Raw genomic sequence first — 624 nt, 5'->3', positions numbered from 1 at the left:
GTTGATATTCTGCGCGTAGGCTCCAGTTTTCATCGATCTTATATTCTGCACCTAAAGAGCCTGTCGGAATGAAGTCTTTTTCATCTCCGGCCATCATGTAAGCGCCCCCGATTTTAGCAAACAGGTTCCAAGTATCGCTAAGAGGTAGATTGAATTTAGGTGCCAATGTTAGAGCCCACATTTCACCATCGACGGTATTCAGACCTGGATGGTTATAGTTGGTGGTAAAATCACCTAGGTAATCCACGCCGTATTCAGCTGCGACGTATTTATTGAAGTTGTAGCCAATGTGTCCACTGACAGCAAAGCTCTCATCATCACACGGTTCATTGAGGTAACAAGCATCATTGAAGTCACTGTAACCCAACTTACCACCGATGTATGTTTCTGCTTGAGCAAGGTTTGATAGGGCGCCACTGGCAAGAGCCATTGATACGAGTAAAGCAATTTTTTTCATTTGTGTATTCCTTTCTGAGGGAGAGGCATAGCCTTTGGCTACGGGGGCTTATTTCATGTCGTTATCACTACTAATATCGTCGATAACAAAAAGGCTTGATATAAACCAAGCCTTTGTGGCTTTGTTGCGTAATTCGATGGAACTAAATCAAGAAACTACGATCTGAG

Annotated in this window: 1 protein-coding gene; it reads right to left on the bottom strand. The window is 43.3% G+C overall.

The window, feature by feature from the left end; all coding sequences use genetic code 11:
- The coding region (locus tag OU793_RS24835; RefSeq protein WP_274647941.1) for an outer membrane beta-barrel protein at positions 1–457 on the bottom strand (457 nt) is incomplete at its 3' end.
- Positions 458–624 lie beyond the last annotated feature (167 nt).

It is taken from the genome of Vibrio sp. VP6 (genome assembly GCF_028823755.1).
Taxonomy (GTDB): domain Bacteria; phylum Pseudomonadota; class Gammaproteobacteria; order Enterobacterales; family Vibrionaceae; genus Vibrio; species Vibrio parahaemolyticus.
Note: the sequence above shows the minus strand (reverse complement) of the source record. Positions and strands in the feature narration are given on the sequence as shown.